This window comes from Maribacter sp. UBA3344 (assembly GCF_002362375.1).
Taxonomy (GTDB): Bacteria; Bacteroidota; Bacteroidia; order Flavobacteriales; family Flavobacteriaceae; genus Maribacter; species Maribacter dokdonensis.
The window spans coordinates 159,247-177,060 of sequence record NZ_DERI01000021.1; the positions used below are offsets into that span (position 1 = coordinate 159,247).

The following is a 17,814-nucleotide window of genomic DNA, read 5'->3' on the forward strand; positions in this document are numbered from 1 at the left end:
TAATCTATTTATATTTTAAAATCTACCTGCCCAATTAATCGCATTCTTTAATAAAATTAAATGCCCCGGTTCTTTGAACGATTCGCCGCTATGCCCTAATGAGGAATATATTACCCTTCCTTTTTTTAAAGGGTGGTACCATACTACAGGGTGATCTTCTCCCATTCCCAAATCCTTATCCGTTGCCAGTATTGGAATATTTCCGTTTGGGTTAATGGTAGATTCATCAACGGTATATAAAACATCAAAACCTTTATCTCTAGGATTGTCAAAAAACATGTACCATTCTTCGTGCCTTTCCCAAGTTTCATCTAGACCAATGGTCAATTTAGGATCACTATCTTCTAAATGCATTGTTGCTGTTTGAAATTGTGGGTTAATGGGATGGTGGGAGAAAAGGGTGCCCAAGACTTCTTTGGTATACCAATCCCATTGATGTGAATTATCACCCGCAGCATGAATACCTACAAAACCACCGCCATTTTCTAAATACTTTTTAAAATGCTGACGTTGCTCTTCGTCTAAAGTTTTTCCGCTCGTATTGTTCCAAATGACTACATCGAATTTCTGTAATTGCTCTGGGTTGAATACGGCACCATTATCTGTAGTGAATAGGTTCCATCCATTAACATTCGCCATCTTTTCAAATGCAGGTAAAGAGGCTTCTATAGCATCATCATGTCTAAAACCATTTGTTTTGGAGAACACCAATACGGTATTACCAGTTAGGTTAGCTGGTAATTCTGGCGGGTTACTATCATAAAAATTGATGCCATAAAATGCCTTGTATATGAAAATGCCCATTCCCATGACAATCAATAAAACCACTCCTGCAATGGCTAAAAGTGCTATTTTTATTTTACGTTTAATACTCATAGAGACAAAGAATTAATTTAACTATTTGTTTGAAAATTCTAACCAATCTACAACACCTACTATTGTACCTTCATCTTTTTCTTCAGTTTTAAAAACCACATATAAATCTTCTCTTCCTTCAACTAATGAAGTAAAATTGGTTTGAAATTCTTTTAGCCCGAAATCTGTGAGTCCGACTTCAATAACTATTATACCTATTAACTCACCATCGATGCCACCAACACGAAATTCTACATCACCGCCTTTTATCATGCCTGCTGCGACGGCAAACCTACCCTTAACACCTTTTACACCAGATAGGTCCATGTCTTTGAACATGAAGTAAGAGTCTTTTTGACCTACTGCAATCCCTAAAGACTCATCTAAATCAGGTATGGTGCCGGCCGGTACGTTCATTTTTTGAGAAGAACCTTCGTCAAAATTTTCTGCTTCTAATTTTGGGTAACGTAGTAAAAATGTTTGTTGTGCATTGAGTCCTTCTATTTCACCACCACCCAAGTCTGTATAGCTTGCCGTAAGTACATATGTACCTTGGGTTTTACTGCCAATATGAGATTTGCTGGTATAACTTCCTGTTGGCGGATATTTAGATTTTTTAGGTGCTGCGCTCTCTGATAAACTTAAAATGTATTCGACCATTTGGTTGGCTTCGGTAGTACTTAAACCTGGGTGAGCTGCCATTGGTACTTGACCCCAATTACCGCTTCCTCCATTTATGATTTTATTGCCTAGCATTTCAGTGGAACCAGCTATGGTTGCATACTTGTTGGCAATATCCATATATGATGGTCCTATAGATTTATCAGACTCTTTATGACATGCCATACAATCTGATGCATTTATTAGGTTTAGCCCTACGGATGATTGTGCCGCATCACTCATGTCAGAGTGATTTTTCATGGCTAGAACCTTGTCATTTCCTTCCGCTAAATAATCGAATGAGACAATTACCCGTGATGCATCTAAAGAACCGTCTGATAGTTTACCATCTTCTGCATCTGTTACGTCTACTTTGTAATCGATATTTACAGGGGCATCTGGCCAATAAAAACTACTATTGCCACCTGTTATTTTCCATGAAAGTTCTGGTAGTTCATTGCCTACCATTATTTCTGTCTCAGAATTAGATACTTTTCCTTCAGCATCGGTAACTTCTAACTTTACCTTGTACTTTCCAGATTCATTGAAAACATGAACAGGATTTACTTCTGATGAAGTTTCATCGCCATCACCAAAAGTCCATTTGTACGTAAGTTCATCACCATCATAATCAATGGAATTTCTACCCGCAAAATTCACGGTCAAAGGATTAGCGCCAATAGTTTTGTCTGCGGCAATTTCCGCTTTAGGGGCTCTATTTCCTTTTATGTATTCTATTCTAGATAGGGTAGCATTGGCATTTTGTGAAAACCAACCAGAACCATATTCTAAAATATATAAGGCTCCGTCAGGTCCAAAAACCATGTCTATGGTGTTGTTGAATTTCATATTTGGTAGAATCTGAGTCATTTTTTCAAAAGAACCGTCTTCTTTCATGGTTACGGCAAAAATCCATCCGCGCATCCAATCGTATGCCAATAATTTACCATCAAAATAATCGGGCCAGCTCAATTCACTTTCACCATAATCTTCGCTATAGTATATAGGGCCTGCCATAGCATTTCTTGATCCACTTCCCAAAGCAGGAAATTTATCTGATGCTGCATATGGATAGTATATCATGGCCGGTTGTGAAGGTGGTAATTCACGTAACCCGGTATTATTGGGCGAGTCGTTAATTGGTTTTAATGAGTCGTATGCAACACCGGTAGAATTATTGACATAATCTCGAGTATGGTACGGTTGATTGTCAGCTATTAAATAAGGCCAACCAAAATTACCGGCACTTTGCGCCTGATTAATTTCATCATATCCTTTTGGACCTAGGTTTAAAGAATCTCCATTGGCATCTGGACCAATTTCACCCCAATATAAAAAGCCTGTTTTTGAATCTATAGATATTCTATAGGGATTACGATTGCCCATAACATAAATTTCTGGGCGTGTTTTAGGTGTACCTTCAGCAAATAAGTTTCCTTTTGGTATGCTGTATGTGCCATCGGCTTCTGGTTTAATACGTAGAATTTTTCCTCTTAAATCATTGGTATTCCCTGCAGATTTTTGTGCATCCCAAGCTGATCTACCTTCACTATTGTCCAAAGGCGCAAAACCATCTACACGGGGACTAGTATTATCACCTGTAGAAAGGTACAGATTACCATCTGGTCCAAATTCTACCGAGCCCCCGGAGTGACAACATTCATCGCGCTGAGTTTCCACTTGTAGTAGTATTTTCTCTGATGATAGGTCAAGTGAATAATCTGCTAATTTAAAGCGAGATAGATTTTGGTTATTGTCATTCTTGTTCTCTGAGTAATACAGATAAACCCAATTGTTTTCTTTATAATTAGGGTCAACGGCAATACCTAATAATCCATCTTCTAAGCCAGAAAATACGTCAAGGGTAGCAATCAAGGAATCCTTTCCTTTTTCTAGGTCATAAATATGTATTCCGCCTTTACGTTCTACATAAACAATTTCTTTTTCCGACAGAAAATCAAGTTCCATAGGTTCATTTAGGTTTTGAGTGAACATCACTTTGTTGAACCTATTTTCTTCTGGCACTAATTCAGCATATGCCTTACTATAATCTACAGGTTGTCCTAACCCAATGGCATATTTGATACCTCCTTTTAAATGACTTAAAAATTTGGCATCAGAAAACTGTTCGTTGGTATGCCCAAAACCGGTATAGAAAGACCTACCGCCATCATATTCCTTATACCAGGAAATAGGGTGGTTTGCACCGTTGGTACCACCTTCATAAGTAGATTCATCCAAGGTAATGAGAATCGTATTGGTGGGTTCAATAGATTTAAAATTGTACCACTCATCGGCAACGGTCCATGATGGTGGTAATGAATCTGTAGCTGCATGGTTGGGTTGTACTATAGTTACTTCTCCTTCCTGAACATTTGGGTTAAGCGGGTGACTATCAAAATATGCGCCAACTAATTTACCATACCATGGCCAACCATACTCAGTGTCCGTTGCGGCATGTATACCTACAAAACCGCCACCTGCTTGTATAAAGCGCTCCATCTGGCTTTGTTGTACGGGATCTAATACATTGCCTGTGGTGTTTAGAAAGACTACCGCCATAAAATCTTTTAGGTAATCTTGGTTAAAATTTTCGGCATCTTCTGTTGCAACAACAGTAAAGTTATTTGCTTCTCCTATTTTTTCTATTGCTGCAATACCCGGCTCAATGGATTCGTGTCTAAAACCTTCGGTTTTAGAGAATACCAAAACTTTAACCTCCGCAGGTTTTAGTGCAAAATACCCAACAATTGCAATAATGGCGGCTAGTATGCCCAAACCAACAAGAACCCTAATGATTCTTCTTTTTGTTCTTCCTTTTTTTACTTCTGTCATTTTAATACCAATTTTAATTATAGAGGTTTGTTGGTTAGTCTAACCATCCACGCTTGTTGTTCTTTGTGTCTAATTCTTCAATTTTTTTATTCATCCGATGTTCCAAATCTTTAGAGATCTCTGGGTATTTCTCTATAAGATTATGAGTTTCTCCATCTAGCAATAAATCATTGAGTTGAGGTTTTTGATTTTTTACAAAACCAAAAGAACCGAATAATGGAACCGCTTGGTAGGCAGCTACATGATATTTATATCGATCATTACGAATTCCTTTTATTTCTCCGTTTGCGTTTTTGGTGTAGTATAAATAATCATGTGGCGATTTTTCGCCTTGTAATATTGGCCAAATATTTTTGCCATCTATCATTCGGTCTTTGGGCATTGGTAAATCGAGAACATTCAATAGCGTAGGAAAAAAGTCTGTATTCATTGCCATTTGATCGGTCTCTAAGCCTGCTGGTAAATGGTTTTTCCATTGAACGATAAGTGGTACGCGTTGACCACCTTCAAAAGTGGTTTGTTTTTTACCTTTTAAATTACCGGCGCTTCCATTTAAGTCGGCACCATTATCACTGGTAATAATGACGATTGTATTTTCTTCTAATCCGTTTTTTTGTAAGGCATCCATCACAACTTTTACACTTCTGTCAAGGTCTTCTACAATATCACCGTACAGACCACCATCTGATTCACCTGCATGTTCTTTTGAAGCATAATGTGGTACATGCGGAAAAGAATGGGCAAAATATAATAAGAATGGATTGTCCTTGTTTTCAGTAATAAAGTTTGTGGCATCTTCAGTATATAAGTGGGTCAAGTTAGATTGGTCTAGCCCTGGGGTTTTTATATCATCTTGATGGTCTGTATGTAATTTACTGCCATCTGACATTTCTGTTTTGTCCTCAATTTCAATGTTTTCGTTTCTATATACATGTAGGGGCAACATGTCATTGCTATAATGAACACCAAAGAAATGGTCAAAACCAAAATCGTTGGGTAAATGACCATTGATGTCCCCTAAGTGCCATTTACCCATCATTCCTGTGGTATAACCAGCAGCTTTGAAGACCTCAGGTAAAAGAATTTCATCTTGTGGTAATTCGTTTTTATTGCCCATCACTTTCTGTACATTTGCGAAAGTTGACCCTGTCTGAAAATAGACATTGCCTGCCAAGGTTCGTATTGGAAGTCTGCCAGTTAACATTCCGGCACGAGATGGTGTACATACTGGTGAACTTGAATAAAAGTTGGTGAATTTAACACCCTTACTGGCAACACTATCAATATTCGGAGTTTGTATAAGTTTATTGCCATATGAACTTAAATCGCCATGCCCTAAATCGTCAAACATAATGATGACAACATTGGGTTTTAAAGAATCTGGAATATGTTGAGAAGAAACCTCTTTTAAATATGAAATTTTCTGATTTAAGTGAGTTGGATTTTCTGGCTTATAAATACTTACTTTAATTGGATACCAAATAAATACAATGCAAAGTACTGCTATAATTGATATGGCAAGAATATAACCTAAAACGGAAACCAAGGATTTCCATATGCGATAGAATATTTTTAAAAACTTTTTCATGTTCTTGGTTTATGAATTTTATAGTGGTTGGATTTAAAGTTTTAGTAGCTATTTATATGAACTAAGTCATTCTAATTAAAGAATGACTTTTGCCCATACAATTATTAAACTAAACACAATGAATTAAAACTTATAGGTCATATTTATAAAGAATGTTCTTGGTAAATTTCTTCTTCCCAATCTTGGTGTACCGTCAATTGTATCAATGTCAACAAACTGATTGATCTCCTCTAGTATTACCTTCTGTTAGTTGTATGGTGTTGAACAAATTGGCTACGTTGAAATTGAGATTTAAGGATTTTGAAAAGTTATATCCGGCACCTAGATATACTTCAGAAAAGCCTTTAAGTTCTACGTTGTTGGCAGGTGTAGACCATCTTTTGGAATAATACCTTAGTCCGGTAAAAGCATTTAGTTTTTTTCCCGAGTAATTTATGGTCATATCAGCGGTTAGTTTAGGAACCCTCTCTGCTGTGTTTCCTGCCCAATCGAATGTTTGTCCTTCAACGAATGTACCCTCGTTGGCAGTAAATGTTAGATCCGTATATTCAGGATCTTGTACAGTGGTTATCAATTTTAAATTGAAGTTCTTGTTTATTTTGTACGATGCTTCTATTTCTGCCGATATGGTTCTTGAAGAAATAAATATTTGTTGGTTTACTAAACCGCTAGGACCTGGTATGGCAATACCTTTCGCCAGGTTATTTACATCGGCATAAATCAATGAAGAGAATAGACCGAAACTTGGAGAGCTATATTTGAAGCCAACTTCACCTTGTCTTATTACTCTTGTATCTAATTCTGTCAATGCGGTAGCATCTGCTCCATCGGCTGTAAAATCTCCTAATTTAAGACCATTATAACCTCTGCTTCCTCTTGCAAACAATGCAAAGCCATCATTAATTTTATAATTAAGACCTATAGATGCTACCCAGTTTCCTTGGCTTTCATCAAAAGCTACAGGGGCACCAATGGTATAGCCGGCACCACCAGCAAATATGGAAGAGCCATCTTTACCAAAGTTGTTTCCTTTTAACGATTTATGGTCATAACGAAAACCGGTATCCAATCTTAATTTGTCCGATAATTCCAATTCATCGGTAATGTAAATGGAAATCGTATTCTCTGTACCATCTGCTTGGGTAATACCTCCTGGAGCTAAAAGGGCTACGGGTAAAAATGCCGATGCACTAGGGTCATTTGCAATCAATAACCTTGGGGCATGTGTAAGTTCTTTGGTAACCAATGCTTGCGAACTAGAACTCTCTAATTGATACTTAAAATATTCAAGACCAATGGTTAATCCGTTCTTATCACCTCTTTTAGATATTTCTAGTCTATTGATCAAGTTTTTATACTTATTGTCCGACGCTATAATAACAGCCCCCATTCCTAATCCGTTACCATTTAAATTGGCTACATCTTCAATTTGGGTTCCATCAGTATAGAAATATGAATTGTTGGTGTCTAATACGGCAATGCCTGTTAATACATCGGTATCGTTATTATGTGTAATATCATCTATTCTAAAGTTGTTTTTAAAGAACCAGTTATTTCCCAATTCATGTTTAAATTCAAATCCGCCAGAAATTAAATTGGTATAAAAACCATCTTGAACATCTCTATTAACCACCTCACCGCTAGGTAGGGTGTAACTGTATTGAGTATCTGCCCCGTTTAAACCAGCGCCGTCCTTTTTATTATCAAAACCTGGTACGTCACCTAAATCACCATTTTTATTGAAAATGTACGGTGAGGTCAGGTTCCAATTTACCTTTTCATGAATGAATTTTGTATAAACTCTAATAGAACCTTTATCTAAATATTTTACAACATTAGCCTTGATCTGCCCACCTCTGTTTGCAGCATAGCCATAGTCATAAACACCGTCATCGGTTCTTAAAAAACCACCGATGTTGTAATGCAACCCTTCTGATATTGGTCCGCCTAAATTAAGATCTAATCGGTACATGTCTTGATTAGGACTTGTAGATAATTTAGCTAATCCTTCAAATTCATTACCACCTGTTTTAGTAATATTGTTTACTAAGGCACCTGCGGCACCTTGCATAATTATTGGGGCTGTACCACCTCTAATTGCTTCTGACTGTTTTATTGTAGCATCTACCTTAAAAAATTGATCGGGAGAAGGAATTGAATTTGTGCCTGCTTGAAAAACAGGTAGGCCATCTTCCATGATACCCATAAACGCATAGCCACCATCAGGAAATCCTCTTACCCTAACATTACCTGGTCCGTCACCACCAGTACTTTCAACCCATAAACCTGGTACTGATTTTAATAAATCTGCACTGTTACGAATTACACGACTTTCCATTTCCTTAACGCTTAATGTAGAAATAGCCACACTTGATTCAATCTTTTTACGAGGGTTTGTAGTACCTGTTAGTACGACTTCTTCAAGAGATAATGCACTTTCAACTAAGGTGATGTTGATGGTTGTTTTGCCTTCAATTGAAACTTCTTGTTGGGCAAAACCGGAATAGGAGAATAATAATTTAGTAGCACTATTAGGTACTGTTATCGTGTATTTACCGTCAAAATCGGAAACGGAGCCAACTGTTGTATTTACAACTTGTACTGTTGCACCTGGCAATGGTTCGCCTCTTTCATCTGTAATAGTTCCAGTAATTGTAGATTCTTGTAGTACGTTATCAAAACTATGTTTTGTAGAAGCCCAAGAGTTGGGAACAGACAATAACGATAGCAATAAGGACATCGTTAAAATGCCAATTCTAAACTGAAGAATCGACTTTTTTGTTGAGTTAGGTTGATTGTTGGTTTTCATAATAGCGTAGTGTTAAAATACAAAATCTATTGTATCAATTTAATACAATAGTATATAAATATTTCTATATTGCCAAAAAATGATATAAAAAATTATAGTTATCTCTTTTTTGTTCTTTTGTTATTATGAAATAATTAGTTTGAGGATTTTTAGGTAATTTTCTATTATTATTTAGCTATACTTGAGATTCAGAAATGTTTGCCTTTTGAAAGATTGGAGAAATGAATTTCGACAAATAAGGGTGTTAAATTTTATGTGAAGTTTATCTTTACCAATAGAGTTGATGACGTTTTATAAAAAAATAAATACATGAAACCTGTAATAGATGATGTTACTAGTTATATAGTACAGAATTATTTAAGAATAAATTCATTTGACATTAATGAGTATCAACCTGGTCATTCTGTAGATTGTGCAATTTTTGGATATCAAGACCAAGAATTAAAGATTCTACTTATGAAAATGAATTTTGGGGAGTTCTATACTTTGCCAGGAGGTTTTATAAAAATTGACGAGCATATAGATGCGGCTGCTCAGCGTGTTTTATATGATAGAACAGGTCTTAAAGATTTATTTTTGGAGCAGTTTTATACGTTTGGTGCAAAAGAAAGACCTACATTATGGGATATAAAAAATGAAAAAGGGGAACCTTTGTTTCAACAAGTTTCCGAAGTTAATTCCAAGTTTGCAAAATGGCTGGAAAATAGATTTATAACCACCGGTTATTTTGCTTTTGTTGATATTGAAAAAGCCGAATTAACACCTGATATGACTAGTGATTCATGTCATTGGGTGAATGTTGATCACCTTCCAGAGCTCTTATTAGACCACTCTTTTATTGTTCAAAAATGTCTAGAACAAATAAGAATTCAACTTAATTATTTACCTATAAGTAAATCTTTGCTACCAGAGGCTTTTACTATGCAAGATGTGCAAAAATTATACGAAGCTATTCTTGGTATTAAACTCGTACGAAGCAATTTTCAAAGAAAGTTTTTGAAACTTGATATTTTAATTCGCCTTGAAAAAAAAATGACCGGAGCTTCAAATAAGGCACCATATTTATATATGTTCGATGAAGAAAAATACAATGCACTTTTGCAGAAAGGTATAGGATTGTTTTAAACGTTATTAGAGAACTGTTTTCATCACTTTATTCTATAATTTTGGTCTGTTTTCCACATATATCGAGCATAATAGGACTGATTAAAATGATTGATTTTCATTATTTATCAGTACTATAATTAATACTTTCCACAGCTATCTCTTGGTATACCTTTACTTTCGGTGTATTGACAACAATTTATTTATAGGGCACTAAGCTACTATTACCTTTAGTTTACGTACGAACTAATATCCATTCAAACTTGAAAAATATGGATGGATTATTTTAGCCAATGACCAAACTTATTACAGCTTTTTTTATTCCTAAATATTTAGCGAAAGGGCTCTTCGTCTTTTTCTTATTAATGTTGGTAAATGGTATTTCTTATGCTCAGAAAACTACCAATTGGACCCAAAAACCTTCCTCAAGTACATGGGAATCTATTAGTTCAGATGGACTTGTAAGAGTTGAATGTAGAATTACGGGGGGAGTCTCAATTACAGGGAATGAGACTATGGGTTGTATTTCTAACAACACGTATGGTAATCCAGATCCTGCGGTTTTTGGGGAAACTTCCTTAGGTGTTTCCATCAATCCATTATTTACAGGAACAATAGCATTTCATTTTTTTGATGCGATAACCGGTGATGAGGTGTTTATTACCAACCCGTTTTTAAATGTTGATAAAGTGGGTACATATGGTCTTCTGCCTCTGGGATTTATAACAGGCACAAATACAGGTGTATTTGAATCTACCAACGGAACATGGACCAATATTGGTAATAATGGCGATATTTTTCAATTCACAAATACAGAATTTACAATAGATGCCGATGCTCTTTTGAGCTTTAATGGGGGCGAGTGTGGTGATAATTCATTTTATGGTACAGGCGGAGGAACCATGAGAATGGATGAAGCGGTAAAATCTATAAATATGGATGTTTCTGTATCAGGGTTACTTTCACTTTTTCAAGAAGATGTAGAATTTGTGATATCTAACTTAATTATTGCAGAACCTGAGATTGAAGTTACCAAAACTGTAATAAATAACTTTAGTTCTCCTGTAGAAGCTGGAGATTCAGTGGATTACACTATAAAAATTGAAAATACCGGTAACGTAAAAGTTACGAATGTTGATGTAACCGATACTTTTAAAGATGCTAGCGGAAATAGTATAGCATTAAGTACCCCGCCAAATTTCTTATCTTCTACAATGGGTTCTTTAGAAGGAACTCTTTTGCCAAATGAAGTGGCGACTTATACTGCTGGCCATGTTTTGACTACAAATGAAATTAATGAAGGTGGAGTAATCAATCAGGTAAGTGTTTTTGCCGATAGTCCATACGGTCCAGATGATACAGATGACATTTCAGATGATGGTGATGATACAGATGGTAATTTACTTAATGATACTACAGATAGTTTTTTTCCTGTTCCTTTAAATGATGCCGCTACGGTAGAAAAGAATAATTCAGTTGATATTTTAGTAACCAATAATGATGATTTTGGAGGTAATGGTCCTAATTCAGGAGCTATATTTATTGTCAGTACCCCCACCAATGGTAGTGTTTCCTTAAACGAAAACGGTTCAGCTACCGACCCTCAAGATGATTACTTCTCTTATACACCAAGTACGGACTTTATAGGTGCCGACTCATTTATTTACGGAATAACAGATGCAAGGGGTTATACACAATACGCGACAGTTAATATTACAGTGTATACTTGTCCAAATGCTGGTATCGACGGGATCCTGAATATATGTTTAGGGGATTCTTTTGAGAATGCAGATCTTTTTGCGTCTTTAACAGGTGCTCCGGATACAGGTGGAACCTGGACTAATAATTTTGATGATACATTTACCTATACTTTAACTGCTGTTGCACCTTGTACGGTTAATGCTACTAGTATTGTAACAGTAATTGAGCATGACCCACCAAATGCCGGAGGTGATGGCACATTAAACATTTGTCAAGGCGAAACATTCACGAATGCTGATCTGTTCGCACAATTGACCGGTTCCCCGGATACCGGCGGAACGTGGACCGACAATGGCGATGGTACCCAGACGTATACAGTGCCAGCGACTGCTCCATGTGCAGTAGATGATGAAAGTATCGTAACCGTAACAGAACAAGAACAACCAAATGCCGGAGGCGACGGAACATTGAACATTTGTGAAGGCGAAACATTCACGAATGCAGATCTGTTCGCCCAATTAACGGGTTCCCCGGATACCGGCGGAACTTGGACGGACAATGGCGACGGAACTCATACGTATACCGTAGCAGCGACATCACCCTGTACAATTGACGATGAAAGTATCGTAACCGTTGTAGAGCAAGCGCAACCAAATGCAGGAATCGACGGAACATTGAATATTTGCGAAGGCGCAACATTCACAAATGCAGATCTGTTCGCACAATTGACCGGTTCCCCGGATACCGGCGGAACTTGGACGGACAATGGCAATGGCACCCACACGTACACAGTGGCAGCAACTGCTCCCTGTACAATAGATGACGAAAGCATCGTAACGGTAACCGAGCAAGCACAACCAAATGCAGGAATCGATGGTACATTGAACATTTGCCAAGGCGGTACATTCACGAATGCAGATCTGTTCGCCCAATTGACAGGTTCCCCGGATACCGGCGGAACGTGGACGGACAATGGTAATGGCACGCATACGTACACGGTAGCAGCGACAGCTCCATGTACAGTAGATGATGAAAGTATCGTAACCGTTGTAGAGCAAGCACAACCAAATGCAGGCATTGACGGAACATTGAATATTTGCGAAGGCGCAACATTCACGAATGCGGACTTGTTCGCACAGTTGACCGGTTCCCCGGATACCGGCGGAACGTGGACGGACAATGGTAATGGCACGCATACGTATACCGTAGCAGCGACTGCTCCATGTGCAGTAGATGATGAAAGTATCGTAACCGTAACCGAGCAAGCACAGCCAAATGCAGGAATCGACGGAACATTGAATATTTGCGAAGGCGCAACATTCACCAATGCAGATCTGTTTGCACAGTTGACCGGTTCACCTGACACCGGCGGAACATGGATTGACAATGGCGATGGTACTCATACGTATACTGTGGCAGCAACATCACCTTGTACAACCTATGACGAAAGTATTGTGACCGTAACCGAACAAGCACAGCCAAATGCAGGAATCGATGGTACATTGAATATTTGTGAAGGCGAAACATTTACGAATGCAGACTTGTTCGCACAATTGACCGGTTCACCCGATACCGGTGGAACGTGGACGGACAATGGTGATGGCACGCATACGTATACCGTAGTGGCGACATCACCCTGTACAATAGATGATGAAAGTATTGTAACCGTTACCGAGCAGGTACAACCAAATGCCGGGGGTGATGGAACGTTGAATATTTGCCAAGGCGGTACATTCACCAATGCGGACTTGTTCGCACAATTGACCGGTTCACCCGATACCGGTGGAACGTGGACGGACAATGGTGATGGCACGCATACGTATACTGTGGCAGCAACATCACCTTGTACAGTAAATGACGAAAGCATCGTAACGGTAACCGAACAAGCACAACCAAATGCAGGTATTGACGGAACTTTAAATATCTGTGCCGGAGCTACCTTTGATAACGATGACCTATTCGTACAATTGACCGGTTCTCCAGATACAGGTGGAACTTGGGTTGATAATGGTGATGGAACTCACACGTACACAGTTGCTGCAATAGCACCATGTACAACGGATGACGAAAGTATCGTAACTGTAACCGAGCAGGCACAGCCAAATGCCGGGGGTGATGGAACATTGAATATTTGCCAAGGTGATACATTCACCAATGCAGACTTGTTCGCGCAACTGACCGGTTCCCCGGATACCGGTGGAACGTGGACGGACAATGGGGATGGTACACATACGTATACAGTGTCAGCGACTGCTCCATGTACTGTAGACGATGAAAGCATCGTAACCGTAACCGAGCAGGCACAGCCAAATGCCGGAGGTGATGGAACATTGAATATCTGTGAAGGCGAAACATTCACGAATGCTGATCTGTTCGCACAGTTGACTGGATCACCTGATGCCGGTGGAACTTGGGTCGACAATCTCGATGGTACCCATACGTATACAGTGGCAGCGACTACTCCATGTACGGTAGACGATGAAAGTATCGTAACCGTTGTAGAGCAAGCGCAACCAAATGCAGGAATCGACGGAACATTGAATATTTGCGAAGGCGAAACATTCACGAATGCAGATCTGTTCGCACAATTGACTGGATCACCTGATGCCGGTGGAACGTGGGTCGACAATAACGATGGCACGCATACGTACACAGTTGCAGCGACAGCTCCATGTACAACCGATGATGAAAGCATCGTAACGGTAACCGAGCAGGCACAACCAAATGCAGGCATTGACGGAACATTGAATATTTGCGAAGGCGCAACATTCACGAATGCGGACTTGTTCGCACAGTTGACCGGTTCCCCGGATACCGGTGGAACGTGGACCGACAATGGCAATGGAACACATACGTATACCGTAGCAGCGACTGCTCCATGTGCAGTAGATGATGAAAGTATTGTAACCGTTACCGAGCAGGTACAACCAAATGCCGGGGGTGATGGAACATTGAATATTTGCCAAGGCGGTACATTCACCAATGCAGACTTGTTCGCGCAACTGACCGGTTCCCCGGATACCGGCGGAACGTGGACGGACAATGGCGATGGCACCCACACGTACACAGTGGCAGCGACTGCTCCATGTGTAGTAGATGATGAAAGTATCGTAACCGTTACCGAGCAGGTACAACCAAATGCAGGAATCGATGGAACATTGAACATTTGTGAAGGCGCAACATTCACGAATGCTGATCTGTTCGCACAGTTGACCGGTTCACCCGATACCGGCGGAACGTGGACGGACAATGGCGATGGCACCCACACGTACACAGTGGCAGCGACTGCTCCATGTGCAGTAGATGATGAAAGTATCGTAACCGTAACCGAGCAGGCACAGCCAAATGCAGGAATCGATGGAACATTGAATATCTGTCAAGGAGCAACTTTTGACAATGATGATCTATTTGGTCAGCTTACAGGTAGTCCAGATACGGGCGGAACGTGGACGGACAATGGTGATGGCACGCATACGTATACCGTAGCAGCGACATCACCCTGTACAATAGATGATGAAAGTATTGTAACCATTGTAGAACAAGCGCAACCAAATGCAGGAATCGATGGAACATTGAATATTTGTCAGGGATCATCATTCACCAATGCGGACTTGTTCGCACAACTGACCGGTTCACCCGATATCGGAGGAACGTGGACCGACAATGGCAATGGCACGCATACGTATACCGTAGCAGCGACATCACCCTGTACAATAGATGATGAAAGTATCGTAACCGTTGTAGAACAAGCGCAACCAAATGCCGGAGGTGATGGAACATTGAATATCTGTGAAGGCGAAACATTCACGAATGCTGATCTGTTCGCACAGTTGACTGGATCACCTGATGCCGGTGGAACTTGGGTCGACAATCTCGATGGTACCCATACGTATACCGTAGCAGCAACATCACCTTGTACAACCGATGACGAAAGTATTGTAACCGTAACTGAACAAGCACAACCAAATGCAGGCATTGACGGAACATTGAATATTTGCGAAGGTGATACGATTACCAATACAGCCCTATTTGCTCAATTAAGCGGATCTCCTGATACTGGTGGTTCGTGGACCGATAATGGTAACAACACATTTACATATACCGTAGCCTCCATACTGCCTTGCTCTATTAACGATACAAGTATGGTTACTGTGGTATTTGATCAAACCGATAGCAATGGTAATGGTGTAGTAGATTGTCAAGAAACAATTATAGTGCTTCCGGTAATTACAATAGATGACATAACCTCAGATAACATTGTCAACGAAAATGAATCTCAAGGTCAGATTAATGTAACGGGAAGGGTTACAGGTGATTTTTCTGAAGGTGATCTAGTAACCTTGACCATTCATAATACCAATTATACTGGTCCTGTAGATGCAAACGGGTTTTTTAATATCTCGGTTGCTGGTTCAGATTTAGTGGAGGACAATGATTTAAGTATTCTAGGTACGGTCACCACGATAACTTTAGATGGCAATACAGGTTCATCGTCAGTACAACATCCGTATACCATTGATATAGATCCACCTTTGGTCGATAGTTTTGAAACAATGGACACATACCCCATTTTACTTGGTTTAGGGAGTCCGAATGAGATATTGAATATTACGGTTGAGGTTGGTGATACAGGCTTGTTGTTACAGTATGTAATCAATACTGATATCAATGGTATTTGGGAAATTCATACAGAAACGTATCAAGCAGAAAATGGAACTTTCCCTATAGTCAATCCCGAATTGACTTTGTTGATTACTGCAGAAGATATAGCAGGAAATATAGGTAAAGGTGAGGTCTTGATCATTTTTGATAATGAACCACTTAATAATGATACTGATAACGATGGTTTATCAAATGATGAAGAACTGACTTTAGGTACTGACCCTAATAATCCGGATACTGATGGAGACGGTATTATGGATGGGCAAGAAACTATGGATGGTACCGATCCTTTAGAACCTTGTGATTCTTTAGGTGGTACACCACCATCTGGAAGTAATTGTGATATCTATATAGAACTGGATCTTGTAAAACCGGGAGATACTATGAATGGTAGCTTTGAGATTATTAATATTGAGAGGTTTCCAGAAAATTCGGTTAAAATCTATAATAGATACGGTGTTTTGGTATGGGAAGTAGAAGGTTATGAAAATGGTCCCAATGCTTTTAGTGGTCTGTCTGACGGTAGAATCACTATTAACAGAAATGAGAAATTACCTTCTGGTACCTATTATTATGATATATACTATACAGCAAGGGGGGAACAAAAAATATTAACCGGTTATCTGTACGTAATTAGATAAAAGATGAAGAAAATCTATCAAATAATCTTTTTGATATTTACCATGGTTTTAGGTGGTCAATATCTTATGTTCGGTCAGCAAGATGCCCAGTATACACAGTATATGTACAATACATTCTCGGTTAACCCGGCGTATGCAGGATCTAGAGAGGTATTAAGTATATCTGCATTGCACAGGTCACAATGGGTAGGTAGAGATGGTGCTCCTAATACACAAACATTAAGTGTACATGGACCTTCTTCTGACAAAGTGGGGCTTGGTCTATCTATTGTTCATGATGAAATAGGGAACAACACCAATCAAAATACATATATTGACGCTGCTTTTTCGTATACATTGAAGACCTCTGATAATAACAAATTGTCATTTGGGTTAAAGGCTGGCGGGCACTTATTAAATTTAGATTTTAACAATCTTAGAAATTTTAGTGCCGGTGGTACTGCCATTACCGATAGTGATCTTTATAAAAAATTTACTCCCAATTTTGGAGCAGGTCTGTACTACCATAACGATCAATTTTATGCAGGTTTGTCCATACCTAATTTTTTGCAGACAGAGCATTTTGATAGCGCTGATGGTAATGATAACCTTGTATCTGTAGATAGAATGACCTGGTATTTAATATCAGGGTATGTTTTTGAAATGTCATCGGCTTTAAAATTTAAACCTGCTTTTCTATTGAAGGCAACATCGGGTGCACCGTTACAAGCGGATATTTCGGCTAATTTTTTGTTGAACGATAAATTTTCAATGGGTGCCGCCTATAGATGGGATGCCGCGTTGAGTGCGTTGTTCGGATTTCAAATGACACCGGAATTTATGCTGGGGCTGGCTTATGATAGTGATATATCTGAACTGGGAGGCACCAAGTTTAACAATGGTTCTTTTGAGGTGTTTCTTAGATATGAGTTCATTAAAAAAGATAAAATTGATTTGACCCCTAGATTCTTTTAAATAAC

General features: G+C 38.9%; 7 protein-coding genes. 3 read left to right on the forward strand and 4 right to left on the reverse strand.

The genetic code is table 11. The features are described 5' to 3' along the window. Window positions 1–15 precede the first annotated feature (15 nt). The 4 genes from B2Z27_RS13940 to B2Z27_RS13955 form a co-directional block, all read right to left on the reverse strand. Entirely contained in the window at window positions 16–876 is an 861-nt protein-coding gene (locus B2Z27_RS13940; protein ID WP_286814098.1) for a ThuA domain-containing protein, read from the reverse strand. Window positions 877–897: 21 nt separating this feature from the next. Then, on the reverse strand, window positions 898–4,350 hold the full coding sequence (locus B2Z27_RS13945; RefSeq protein ID WP_286814099.1) for a ThuA domain-containing protein: 3,453 nt from the start codon (window positions 4,348–4,350) through the stop codon (window positions 898–900). Window positions 4,351–4,384: 34 nt separating this feature from the next. Beyond that, window positions 4,385–5,938: a sulfatase family protein gene (locus tag B2Z27_RS13950; protein WP_286814100.1), complete on the reverse strand. Its 1,554-nt coding sequence runs from the start codon at window positions 5,936–5,938 to the stop codon at window positions 4,385–4,387. Between the two features lie 208 nt (window positions 5,939–6,146). Continuing rightward, a complete protein-coding gene (locus B2Z27_RS13955) occupies window positions 6,147–8,747 on the reverse strand; it encodes a TonB-dependent receptor (RefSeq protein ID WP_286814101.1) in 2,601 nt (866 codons plus the stop codon). A gap of 309 nt (window positions 8,748–9,056) precedes the next feature. Here B2Z27_RS13955 and B2Z27_RS13960 point away from each other — a divergent pair, with 309 nt between their 5' ends. The 3 genes from B2Z27_RS13960 (at window position 9,057) to B2Z27_RS13970 (ending at window position 17,809) form a co-directional block, all read left to right on the forward strand. Next, the gene (locus B2Z27_RS13960; protein WP_286814102.1) at window positions 9,057–9,872 is read left to right on the forward strand and encodes an NUDIX hydrolase; all 816 of its coding nucleotides are present in this window, start codon (window positions 9,057–9,059) and stop codon (window positions 9,870–9,872) included. Window positions 9,873–10,144: 272 nt separating this feature from the next. After that, window positions 10,145–16,855: a gliding motility-associated C-terminal domain-containing protein gene (locus tag B2Z27_RS13965; RefSeq protein WP_286814103.1), complete on the forward strand. Its 6,711-nt coding sequence runs from the start codon at window positions 10,145–10,147 to the stop codon at window positions 16,853–16,855. A gap of 3 nt (window positions 16,856–16,858) precedes the next feature. Further along, the gene (locus B2Z27_RS13970; RefSeq protein WP_058104215.1) at window positions 16,859–17,809 is read left to right on the forward strand and encodes a PorP/SprF family type IX secretion system membrane protein; all 951 of its coding nucleotides are present in this window, start codon (window positions 16,859–16,861) and stop codon (window positions 17,807–17,809) included. The last annotated feature ends 5 nt before the right edge of the window (window positions 17,810–17,814 follow it).

Bases quoted from the DNA above. Each gene is read 5' to 3' on its own strand.
- B2Z27_RS13940 (WP_286814098.1), bottom strand. From the start codon at position 876: ATGAGTATTAAACGTAAAATAAAAATAGCACTTTTAGCCATTGCAGGA.
- B2Z27_RS13945 (WP_286814099.1), bottom strand. From the start codon at position 4,350: ATGACAGAAGTAAAAAAAGGAAGAACAAAAAGAAGAATCATTAGGGTT.
- B2Z27_RS13950 (WP_286814100.1), bottom strand. From the start codon at position 5,938: ATGAAAAAGTTTTTAAAAATATTCTATCGCATATGGAAATCCTTGGTT.
- B2Z27_RS13955 (WP_286814101.1), bottom strand. From the start codon at position 8,747: ATGAAAACCAACAATCAACCTAACTCAACAAAAAAGTCGATTCTTCAG.
- B2Z27_RS13960 (WP_286814102.1), top strand. From the start codon at position 9,057: ATGAAACCTGTAATAGATGATGTTACTAGTTATATAGTACAGAATTAT.
- B2Z27_RS13965 (WP_286814103.1), top strand. From the start codon at position 10,145: ATGACCAAACTTATTACAGCTTTTTTTATTCCTAAATATTTAGCGAAA.
- B2Z27_RS13970 (WP_058104215.1), top strand. From the start codon at position 16,859: ATGAAGAAAATCTATCAAATAATCTTTTTGATATTTACCATGGTTTTA.